The organism is Acidovorax sp. GW821-FHT10A04 (assembly GCF_059415825.1).
In genome coordinates, this window is sequence record NZ_JBWKNZ010000016.1 from 47,150 (window position 1) to 57,206 (window position 10,057).

General features: G+C 69.1%; 10 protein-coding genes. 2 read left to right on the plus strand and 8 right to left on the minus strand.

Annotated features, from left to right (window positions below; all coding sequences use genetic code 11):
• The first annotated feature begins 76 nt into the window (after window positions 1-76).
• The gene (locus tag AC07PF_RS26850; protein WP_007852539.1) at window positions 77-1,096 is read left to right on the plus strand and encodes an AraC family transcriptional regulator; all 1,020 of its coding nucleotides are present in this window, start codon (window positions 77-79) and stop codon (window positions 1,094-1,096) included.
• A 29-nt stretch (window positions 1,097-1,125) separates the two neighbouring features.
• Here the strand turns inward: AC07PF_RS26850 and AC07PF_RS26855 are convergent, their stop codons facing one another.
• From AC07PF_RS26855 to AC07PF_RS26885, 7 genes are all read right to left on the minus strand, one after another.
• A complete protein-coding gene (locus tag AC07PF_RS26855) occupies window positions 1,126-1,593 on the minus strand; it encodes a hypothetical protein (protein WP_007852541.1) in 468 nt (155 codons plus the stop codon).
• Between the two features lie 124 nt (window positions 1,594-1,717).
• A complete protein-coding gene (locus AC07PF_RS26860) occupies window positions 1,718-1,996 on the minus strand; it encodes a hypothetical protein (RefSeq protein ID WP_007852544.1) in 279 nt (92 codons plus the stop codon).
• A 23-nt stretch (window positions 1,997-2,019) separates the two neighbouring features.
• Window positions 2,020-2,325, minus strand: coding sequence for a hypothetical protein (locus AC07PF_RS26865; protein WP_007852546.1), 306 nt, complete (start codon window positions 2,323-2,325; stop codon window positions 2,020-2,022).
• Between the two features lie 112 nt (window positions 2,326-2,437).
• The gene (locus AC07PF_RS26870) at window positions 2,438-3,163 is read right to left on the minus strand and encodes a GGDEF domain-containing protein (RefSeq protein ID WP_007852549.1); all 726 of its coding nucleotides are present in this window, start codon (window positions 3,161-3,163) and stop codon (window positions 2,438-2,440) included.
• A 9-nt stretch (window positions 3,164-3,172) separates the two neighbouring features.
• Complete coding sequence (locus AC07PF_RS26875; protein WP_007852551.1) at window positions 3,173-3,562, minus strand: DUF1987 domain-containing protein; 390 nt, start codon at window positions 3,560-3,562, stop codon at window positions 3,173-3,175.
• A 30-nt stretch (window positions 3,563-3,592) separates the two neighbouring features.
• Window positions 3,593-4,825: a SpoIIE family protein phosphatase gene (locus AC07PF_RS26880; protein WP_007852553.1), complete on the minus strand. Its 1,233-nt coding sequence runs from the start codon at window positions 4,823-4,825 to the stop codon at window positions 3,593-3,595.
• A gap of 91 nt (window positions 4,826-4,916) precedes the next feature.
• Window positions 4,917-7,244: an EAL domain-containing protein gene (locus AC07PF_RS26885; RefSeq protein WP_494613914.1), complete on the minus strand. Its 2,328-nt coding sequence runs from the start codon at window positions 7,242-7,244 to the stop codon at window positions 4,917-4,919.
• Between the two features lie 229 nt (window positions 7,245-7,473).
• On the opposite strand from AC07PF_RS26885, the gene AC07PF_RS26890 reads away from it, so the two are divergent.
• Window positions 7,474-9,594, plus strand: coding sequence for a TonB-dependent receptor family protein (locus tag AC07PF_RS26890; RefSeq protein ID WP_494613915.1), 2,121 nt, complete (start codon window positions 7,474-7,476; stop codon window positions 9,592-9,594).
• 3 nt (window positions 9,595-9,597) lie between these two features.
• Here AC07PF_RS26890 and AC07PF_RS26895 read toward each other — a convergent pair whose 3' ends face one another.
• Window positions 9,598-9,804: a hypothetical protein gene (locus AC07PF_RS26895; protein ID WP_494605944.1), complete on the minus strand. Its 207-nt coding sequence runs from the start codon at window positions 9,802-9,804 to the stop codon at window positions 9,598-9,600.
• Between the last annotated feature and the right edge of the window lie 253 nt (window positions 9,805-10,057).

Here is a 10,057-nt window from a genome sequence, read left to right on the forward strand (position 1 = left end):
AACCTTGCCAAAACACTGACTTCAGCGCACCACCGCGCGTAAACCCTGATCCCCTTCAGCCCCTGATTTCCACCCGATGAATCCCCGTACCAGTTCCGCCGCCTGGGTGCGCGGCACCACCGACATGATGGCCGCCGAGGGCCTGCCCGTGGCCGAGCTTTGCGCCGAGGCCGGCATCGACCTGGCGGCACTGCAGCAGCCGCATGCGCGCGTGGATGTGGACCGGATCAGCCAGCTGTGGGACCTGGCCGTGGCACGCTCCGGCAAGGTGGACCTGGGGCTGTGCCCGCAGCTCACCGCACGCTACGGCAACGTGGACGTGGTGGGCTATGCGCTGGCATCGGGGCCGAACCTGCTGGTGGGCTTTCAGCACCTCACGCGCCACATGGCCGTGATCTCCGACTGCACCGCGTTCGCGCTGGAGCGCGAAGCGCGCGGCTACTGGTTCTCGATCGCGCACATCGGCGGCACGCGCCCGGTGCCGCGCCAACGGGTCGAGTACGCGCTGCTCACCCTGTTCACACTGTGCGGATGGCTTACGCGCCGCGAGCTCACCCCCCTGGCCGTGGAACTGAGCACACCAGCACCATCCCCCGGCAGCGAGGCCCGCTACGAGAAGGCTTTCGGCCTGCTGCCGCGCTTCGGCCAGCCGGCCAGCCGCATCCTGCTGGCCGAGGCCGACATGCTGGCCGACATCCCCACCCACAACCCGAGCCTGTGGGCCATGCACGAGCGGCTGGTGGAGACCGAGCTCGACCACCTGGGCCATTCGCTGGCGAGCACGCGCGTGCGCGCCGAGGTGGCGCGCATCCTGCACAAAGGGGAGCCGCGCCGCGACGACATCGCTGCGCGCTTGAACATGACCGACCGCACCCTGCAGCGCCGGCTGCAGGCCGAATCGGCCACCTACCAGCAGTTGCTCGACGACACACGCCGCGAACTGGCGCGCCAGTACCTGGCCGACCCGCGCCGCAACCTCACCGAGGTGGCCGACCTGCTGGGCTTTGCCGACCAGAGCAACATGTTCCGCGCCTGCAAGCGCTGGTTCGGCATGCCGCCCGGGCAGTACCGGGCGCAGCTGCAGCATGGCGCCTGACAGCGCCCACCGGAGAGCGCTGCCAACGCTCAGGCGTCTTCGGGAATCAGCCCCTTGCTGTTGAACGCGATCTGGCCGTACATCAGCTCATAGACCAATTGCTTGATCTCGATCTGGTTGAACGGATCGCCGTCCTTGAAGCTCACCTCCCACTCCCGCGTCCCCTCGTCGTTGAGCACCACGGAATCCGGACGCAGGCGCACGGCAAAAATGGGCAGCCGGGTGCCAGTGAGAGGATTGAGCGTGAGAAACATGACCCGGCCCCACACTGACTCGGCGCCATCGCTGCAGATCAGCAGGTAGGGCGACGACTCACCGGAGGGTGTGGTGATCACCACGTCCTGTCCCACATCGGCCACGAAGAAACCCACGTCCGGCAGGCCGCTGGCCTGCTTGAGCGAGGCAAGGAATCCCGTGTACGCCTGCCGGATTTCATGGCAGTCGCGCGCCCTGCGCAAGGCCGTCTGGCTGTTGGCGGGCATTTTTTCGGTGAACATGGGTCATCTCCAATAGGTCTGGAGACAGTGGCAGGTGCAGCCCGGAAGGTCAACACAATAACGACCATTGCGCATGGATCGCCTCACGCCACAGCCGAGCCCCACCAAAGCCGAACCCCGAAGCTCAGCCCTTGTTTCCCGGCACCATCTGGATGGTGGCCAGCCCCACCTGCCGGCGCGGCACCAGCCAGTGCACCCACAGGCCGCGCAGCCAGGCCAGGGTGAAGGCCAGCGCGAGCACCAGCACACCCCAGTGCTGGGCCTGCCAGGCAATGTAGAACGCGAATGGCTGTGCCATCAGCCCGGCCAGGCAGGCCAGGCGGCGCGCCGGCTCATGGGCGGACTGGGACAGCCATGCGGCAACAGCGCCGCACAGTGCGATGGCGATCTGGTCGAGTGTCATGCCGGCATGCTCCGCGCAGCCGCTCAGGCCAGACGCACTTCGAAGTAGGCGCCATCGACCTCGCCCAGGCCCTGGTAGCCAGCCTCGCGGGCGGCGTTGGCGGCCTTGGTCCACTGGCCGGCCAGCGCCAGGTCCTCGGCGCTCACGTCGCTGCCGTCGGACTCCTGCAACTGCATCACGGCGCGCAGCGCGTCGGCCACCACGTCGGCGCCACCCAGCTTGCGCTCCAGCACCCGCAGGTACCGGCCCTCGGCCGCCATGCGCTCCCTGGGGGGCAGTTCAGGATAGTCGCGCAGGGCTACGGTACAGGTCGTTTCGATGGCTTCCATGCAAGGCTCCTTTGAGATACTGTGAAAATATACAGTATTTCAAAGACAAAAGCACCCTGCACACGCGCCACTGTGGCGATGGCGCCGCACTCCCCGTGCCACCGGCGCTGGCTCAGGCCTCGACCATGGCCGCGCGGGCCACCTGGTTGCGCCCGGCCCGCTTGGCCTGGTACAGGGCCTCGTCGGCACTGCCGTAAGCGGCATCGAAGCTGCTGCCCCGCTCCTGCCAGCTCACGCCGAAGCTGGCGGTCACGCGGCTGTGGTCCGGCAGCTGGAAATCATGGGCCGCAATGGCCCGGCGCATGCCCTCGGCCGCATGGGCCGCCGATTCGAGCGAGAGGCCGGGCAGCAGCGCCGTGAACTCCTCCCCGCCCACGCGCCCGATCTGGGCGATGGAAGGCGCCACACCCTTGAGGCAGTCCACCACGCCGCAGATCACCGTGTCGCCGACCGGGTGGCCGAACGAATCGTTGACGCGCTTGAAGTGGTCGATGTCCAGGACGATCAGCGCCAGGCTGTCGCTGGCCAGGTAGCGGTTGGAGCGCTCGATGATGGCCGCGCGGTTGAGCACGCCCGTGAGCGGGTCGTGCGTGGCGCGGTACTCCAGCTGGCCGGTGAGGTCCTGCAGGCGCTGGTTGAGCTGGTTCATCTCCAGCTCGGCGCGGTCGCTGCGCCGCACCATGCGGCGCGTTTCGCGCAGCAGGCGCTCGTAGGAGGTCAGGAGTTCGCCCAGGGCGTGGCGGTGCGCGCTCGGCGGGCTGGCCGCGTCATCGAAGGCCAGGCGCGCCGCCTGCAAGGCGCGGCTTTCGGCATCGAACAGGTCAGGTGCGTCGGACATCGAAACCCGTCACGCCGATTTCACTGCGTGGTTGACGAACTGGATGGCCGTGAAGTCGTCCTTGAGCTCCTGGCCGAATTCGAAGATGGTGTCGTCCTCTTCGTCGTGGAACCAGTTGAGCACCACCTCGTTGCCCGCCTCGGCGGCATCGCTGAGCAGGCCCACCAGGTTGAACAGCATCTTCGTGCTGGAGCTGTTGAAGTACGCCAGGGCGATGCTGACGCTGATCTTCTTGTCGCTGCAGGCACCCAGGTAGGCCTCCAGCTGGCGCAGGATGTCGCCGTAGAACGCCGCAGCGTTCTCGGGGTACGACTCGCCACGCAGGCCGAGCGTGTTCTCGTCGAACTTGAAGTCCACTTCCGGCGAGCTGGGGGTGGGGGGAATGTAGAGGTTGTCCATCCGGGATTTCAGGGTGTGGGGCCAGGGGTTCTAGGCCCGAAAACAGAAGAAGGTCAGGTCGTCGCGGCGCTGGTGGCTGCCCTGCCAGGCCTGCAGCGCCTGCTGCATGGCGGCGTTCAGTTGCGCGGGGGTCTGCTCGCGCTGGGCCACGATCACCTCCTGGATGCGGCGCTTGCCGAAGGTGATGGCCTTGGGGCCGCCGACCTGGTCGATCAGGCCATCGGTGGTCACGAACACCAGGCTGCCGGGTGCCAGTGCCACGGTGCGTGTGGTCCAGGTGTAGTCGAACGCGCTGTCCACGTAGCCCACGCCCTTGCGCTCGCCGGCCACCACCTGCACGGCGTCGACACCGGGCTCCAGCACGAAGAGCGAGAGGTTGGCGCCGGCAAAGCGCAGCTCGCGAGTGGCGGGCTCGTACCAGAAGCAGGCGGCATCCATACCGTCGTCCGACCCGGGGGTATCGTCCTGGCCGTCCATCTGACCGAGCATCTGCTTGATGGAGCGGTTGACGCTGGACAGCAGCTGTGCCGGATCGCGCGGACCGAACTGCTCGATGGCCTTGCCCAGGGTGCTCGATGCGATCAGCGTCATGAAGGCGCCGGGCACGCCATGGCCGGTGCAGTCGGCCACGGTGGCGAACCAGCCGTCGGGCATGGCGGTGAACTGGTAGAAGTCGCCGCCCACCACGTCGCGCGGCTCCCAGACCAGGTCGGCATCGGCCTGGGCCTGCACCAGGGCATCGCGCGAAGCCCGCAGCATGGAGCGCTGGATCACGCTGGCGTACTCGATGCTGTGCATCACCTGGCGGTTGCGCGCGGCCTGCAGTTCGGCCACCACGCGCATCAGCTGCAGGCCGTGGCCGACGCCGACGAAAGATCCGTCGCGCGCAACGATGAAGCCGTCCGACAGCGCCTTCTCGCCATATTCCACGGTCTTGAAGGTCAGCTCCTCGATGCCCATGGCGGCATCGACGATCAGCGGCGCCTTGTCCATGAAGGCGATGCAGTTCTTGCGCCCGTAGATTTCCCAGCGGTAGGGCTTGCTCATCTCGGACATGAAGATGTCGCGGTTGATCAGCCCGATGGGGCGGCCCTTCTCGACCACCGGCAGGCTGATCAGGTCCTTGTGCTCGGAGAATATCTCCATGACCTTTTCATTGGTCTCCTCGACCGCCATCCAGGGCACCTCGACACACATGTCCCCGGCACTGGGCTGGCGAAATCGCGGACGGCAGTCTTGCAGATAGGCGGGGAGTTCGGACATGAGGAGGGCCGTCGCGGCAGGAAATGTCACCAGAGCTTACAAGTCACATATTGCGGTTGCGTGACAAATGGCCCCGCCAGGGACTGCCATGTCATTCACTGGGCGCCAGGCCCGGCACCAGGCGCCCATGCCTTGCCTGCCATCGCCCGGCTAGGGCCGGGGCGGGCGCCGCCTGCGCCGCCGTGCGCGGATCGCGGCGCACCAGTTGCTGCAGGTACTGCGTGAACGGCAGGGGCTTGGCAATGCCGAATCCCTGCACATAGTCCACGCCATAGGCGGCCAGCAGCGAGCGCTGGGCCGGCGTCTCGACGAATTCGGCGATGGTCGTGAGCCCCATCGTCCGCGCCACGTCGCAGATGGCCAGCACGACGCGCTGGTCGACCCGCGAGGACAGCACGTCGCGCACGAAGCTGCCGTCGATCTTCACGAAATCGAGCGGCAGCGACTTGAGGTAGTCGAAGGTCGCCAGGCCGGTGCCGAAATCATCGAGCGAGGTGCGCGCCCCCATGGCGCGCAGGCTGGCCAGCAGGTCCACGGCGCGGCTGCGCTGCACGATGCCGGCGGTCTCCGTGACCTCGAAGCAGAACATCGCGGGGTCGAGCCCGCTGGCAGCCAGGCACTGGTCGATGTGGGCGAGCAGCCGCGGGTCCGACACCGACGAGCCCGACAGGTTGATCGCCACCTTGCCCAGGTCGCGACGGGAGATGCCATGGGCCACGAGGGCCGCAAACACCTGCGTGATGACCCACCGGTCCACCTGCGGCATGAGGCCGTAGCGCTCGGCCAGCGGCAGGAATTCCCCCGGCAGGTGCGGCGATTCGCCGCCCGAGGACCAGCGCAGCAGCACCTCCACGCCCAGGTCGCCGTCGTGGTCGCCATGCGCCGACCGGATGGGCTGGCAGGCCAGCCACAGGCCACTGGTCTGCGGGCTGCCGGCGGGCAGGCGCAGGGCGTCCTTGAGCGCCTCGATCTGGGACAGCTGGCCCCGGCGGATGCGCATCAGGTGGCCCGGCGCCAGGTCCATGCCCTGCGCATGCCGGTCGCTCAGCGCGGGGTCGCCATCCACCTCGCACAGCAGCATCAGCGCTGCCAGCAAGTCGTCGCCCAGGGCCTGCCCCTCGTCCAGCGGCAGCAGCCCGAACGCTGCCTGGATGCGCACGCTGTGCTCGGCGAAAACATAGCGGCGCCCGTCCAGCGCGGTGCGCAGTTGCAGCAGCCGCGCATGCACGTCGCCGGCCGCCACCGGCACGGCCACCACGAAGAACCCATCGCGCGGCCGCGCATAGAGACAGCCGCGGCCCAACTGGTTGCGCAGGTAGATGGACACGTCCTGCTCGATCTCGCGCGTGGGGCCCAGGCCGATCAGGTCCACCACATGCTCCAGGTTGTGCAGGCTCATGCCGATCAGGTGGACGGGGCCCGGCCCCGCCGCATTGAGGGCCTTGAGCAGGCCGCGCTCGTTGAGGAAACCCGTCAGGCCATCGTTGCTGGCGGCCTCGTGCAGGCTGCGCTCCATCTGCCGGCGGTGCTCCATCGTGGCCGAGGCAAAGAAGCTGAGCGCCGCCAGGCAGACCATGAGCACGGCCTGGTCGAGCACCATCAGGTAAGGGCTGTGGCCTGCCGGCAAGGGGGGCGTGAAGGCCAGCAGGGTCAGCGCCGAGAGCGCCGTGGCCAGGTGCACGAACAGCGGACTGCCGCGGTAGGCGGCCCAGGCCACCAGCAGGAAGACGACGTAGCGCACGGATGGACCGATGCCCGCCCCGACCACCGAAGAGCCCCACTGCGCCATGGCCATGACGAGCACCAGACCTGCCAGGCAGAAGGTCTGCCACCGCGCCCACTGCAAGGGGCCGGCCCGCCAGCCGCCATCGAGCGCGTGGGCCGCCATCTCGGTGAGCCGCGTGAACAGCAGGATGCCGAACACCTCGGACATGCCCATGACACCCGCCACGCGCAGGACGCCGCCCGGCGGCCCGCCCGGAGCGAGCAGGAACTGCCAGCTGCCCAGCGCCGTGAGGACCGCCGCACCCGGCAGCACGGTCAGGGCATGGAAGCGGATGGCCGTGGCAACCGGGTTGCGCCCCGCCTCATGGCGCCGGTCCCGCTGCATCAGCCACCACACCAGGCCGACGGCAGCCACCAAGGCCACCACGCCGATCAGCGACTGCAGCACGGGGATGCCGTGCAGGGCATGCCACAGAGCCACGGCCGCGCCCAGGAACCACAGCATGCGCAGCCCATAGGCCAGCACCAGCCCGATGGCGATGCCGTCGGCCGGCCAGACGAGGCTCATGTCCAGGCTGCCGAAGGCATAGGCCTGCGAGGCCTGGGCCACCACCATCCACAGCAATGCGCCCGCCAGACCGCGTCGGTGGTCGAAAGGCAGCGGGCCGGTTGCGGGAACAGGTGTCGAGGGCATAGGGGTTGCAGGATAAGGCAACCCGCGGGTTGCCCGGCGGCGGGCGCAGCAGGGACGCCGTGGCGCCCCGAGCCTCACCTTCGCATGGCAATGTGACAGGAATGAGGCATGCTGTGGCTTTCCGCCCGCAGACCGGCCAGGGCAAGGCCGATCCAGGGACATTCGCTGACAGGCCGCGCCGGCGTCCTGCGCTACGCTGGCCACGCCCTTGCCACTCCCACCTTCGCCCATGCTCCCTGCCCTTGCCCCGCACCGCCATCCGCCCGGCTACCGCGCTCCGGCCCTGTCCACGGTGCTTGCGGCGCTGGCCGCCCTGGCAGCAGCACCCGCCATGGCGCAGCCCCGAGAAGGGGGCACGCTGGCCCCTGTCGAGGTGCAGGGCAACGCCGAGGCCCAGCGACGCTTCGACAGCGCGGCCAGCCACACCAGCGTGCCGGTGGACGGTTTCACGGCCGCAACGCCGCTGGTCCACCTGTCCGAACTGCTGGCCGGCCAGGCCGGCGTGGTGGCGCTGGACCGGCAGAACCATGCGCAGGACCTGCAGATCGCCGTGCGCGGCTTCGGCGCGCGCTCCACCTTCGGGGTGCGCGGGGTGCGCATCCTGGTGGACGGCATTCCCGCCACCATGCCCGATGGCCAGGGCCAGGCGGCCACGGCGCAGCTGCAGTCGGCCGCCCAAGTCGAGGTGCTGCGCGGCCCGCTGGCGCAGCTCTATGGCAATGCCGCCGGCGGCGTGCTGCAGGTGAGCACCCGCGACCCGCGCGCGGGCGGCGGGGCCCAGGCCTCGGTGGCTGCAGGCTCATTCGGCCAGCGGCTGGCCGGTGCCTCGTTCGACTTCGGCGACCGCGCGCTCTCAGGCCTGCTGGACGTCTCGCGCTTCGAGACCGATGGCTGGCGCGACCACAGCGCCGCACGGCGCACCCACCTCAACGGCAAGCTCGTGGCCCGCCCCGATGCGGACACGAAGATCACCGCCCTGCTCAACCTCTACCACCAGCCCGACGCACAGGACCCGCTGGGCCTGACGCGCGCGCAGTTCCACGCCAACCCGCGCCAGGCACCCGAGGTGGCCGACATCTTCGGCACACGCAAGTCGGTGGCGCAGAACCAGTGGGGCCTGGTGCTGGAGCGGCAACTGGGCGCCGCCGACAGCGTGCGCGCCCGCGCCTACGGCGGCAGGCGCTCGCTCACCCAGTACCTGTCGTTCAGCGGTGCGGCCGAAAACAGCGCCGGCGGCGTGGTCGACCTGGACCGCGACTACCACGGCCTGGGCCTGGCCTGGACGCACAGCGCGAAGATGCCCTCGGGCCTGCCGCTCACCTGGACCCTGGGCGTGGATGCCGACCGGCTCTCCGAGCAGCGCCAGGGCTTCGTCAACCAGAACGGCGAGGCCGGCGCACTGCGCCGCAACGAGCGCGACCGTGCGGGCAACACCGACGTCTTCGCCCAGGTGGACGCCTGGCTCGCGCCCACCTGGCGCGCCGTGGCAGGCGTGCGCGCCAGCCGCGTGGACATGCGCGTGAGCGACCACTTCATCACCCCCACCAACCCCGACGACAGCGGTGCGCGCCGTTGGCGCCAGACCAGCCCGGTGCTGGGCCTGGTGTGGAGCGCCGGCGACCAGCTCAACCTGTATGCCAATGTGGGCCGTGGCTTCGAGACCCCGACCCTGGCCGAGATGGCCTACAGCCGGGACAACACCGGGCCCAACTTCGGTCTGGCAGCCTCGCGCAGCCGCCAGATGGAGATCGGCGCCAAGTGGCAGGGGGCCGTGCACCAGGTGCAGGCTGCCTGGTTCGACGCGCGCAGCCGCAGCGAGATCGTGCCCGCCGCCACGGTGAACGGCCGCACGGTCTTCCAGAACGCCGACAACGTGCGCCGCCGCGGGCTGGAGCTGGCCTGGAGCGCGCAGGCCGGCGCCTGGAAGCCGCGCGCAGCCTACACCTGGCTCGACGCCTTCTTCGGGGATGCCTACGCGGGTGCCGGGGGCGCCCGGGTGGCCGCAGGCAACCGCCTGCCCGGCACGGCGCGCCACGTGGCGCAGCTGGCGCTGGACCATGCGCCGAGCGCCGCATGGCAACTGGGCGCCATGCTCGATGTGTCCGGCAAGGTGTTTGCCAACGACGTGAACAGCGAAGCGGCCCCCGGCTTTGCCGTGGTGGGCCTGCGCGCCGGGTACACATTCGGCGACGCCACTGCCAGCACGCGCTGGCAGGCCTGGGCCCGTCTCGACAACCTGCTGGACCGGCGCTACGCGGGCTCGCTGATCGTGAACGACGGCAATGGCCGCTTTTTCGAGCCCGCCGCGGGCCGGCGCATCATGGTCGGACTCAGGGCCCAGTTCCTCTGAGTGCTAGCCCGCTGGCGAAAAAACAGCGGGCGCGTCCTGCATGCCCTGGCGCCAGGTCTTCACGTCGGCAAACTCGCGTGTGCAGCCCGTGCACAGGAGCCGCTCGGTGGCGCGCAGCACGCCCTGGGTGTCGCGTGCCACGACGCGGCGGTAGCTGGTCGCTCCACAGAAGCCACAGGAATTCGCGGGGGAGTATTTTTGGGATTGCATTACTGATTGCTTATACAGCAGTGGCCTGCCACACCCCCTGGCAAGGGCAATGGCCTTCTTCGGCGATGCGATGCTTGCGCGCCGTTGGCGAAAAATAGCGACAGAAGATGCCATCTTGCCGCTGCTTTTCGACGCATTGCCTCCGGAGCCTCGTCTCTGGCGCGCATTTCATGTAACAGCTGCAACGCCCGGGCCCCGCTTTTCGGGATCCTGGCCCATATGAACGAAAATACGCGGTTTTGCCCACGGGGAC

Coding starts and splice junctions, on each gene's coding strand:
- AC07PF_RS26850 (WP_007852539.1), top strand. CDS start 77: ATGAATCCCCGTACCAGTTCCGCCGCCTGGGTGCGCGGCACCACCGAC.
- AC07PF_RS26855 (WP_007852541.1), bottom strand. CDS start 1,593: ATGTTCACCGAAAAAATGCCCGCCAACAGCCAGACGGCCTTGCGCAGG.
- AC07PF_RS26860 (WP_007852544.1), bottom strand. CDS start 1,996: ATGACACTCGACCAGATCGCCATCGCACTGTGCGGCGCTGTTGCCGCA.
- AC07PF_RS26865 (WP_007852546.1), bottom strand. CDS start 2,325: ATGGAAGCCATCGAAACGACCTGTACCGTAGCCCTGCGCGACTATCCT.
- AC07PF_RS26870 (WP_007852549.1), bottom strand. CDS start 3,163: ATGTCCGACGCACCTGACCTGTTCGATGCCGAAAGCCGCGCCTTGCAG.
- AC07PF_RS26875 (WP_007852551.1), bottom strand. CDS start 3,562: ATGGACAACCTCTACATTCCCCCCACCCCCAGCTCGCCGGAAGTGGAC.
- AC07PF_RS26880 (WP_007852553.1), bottom strand. CDS start 4,825: ATGTCCGAACTCCCCGCCTATCTGCAAGACTGCCGTCCGCGATTTCGC.
- AC07PF_RS26885 (WP_494613914.1), bottom strand. CDS start 7,244: ATGCCCTCGACACCTGTTCCCGCAACCGGCCCGCTGCCTTTCGACCAC.
- AC07PF_RS26890 (WP_494613915.1), top strand. CDS start 7,474: ATGCTCCCTGCCCTTGCCCCGCACCGCCATCCGCCCGGCTACCGCGCT.
- AC07PF_RS26895 (WP_494605944.1), bottom strand. CDS start 9,804: ATGCAATCCCAAAAATACTCCCCCGCGAATTCCTGTGGCTTCTGTGGA.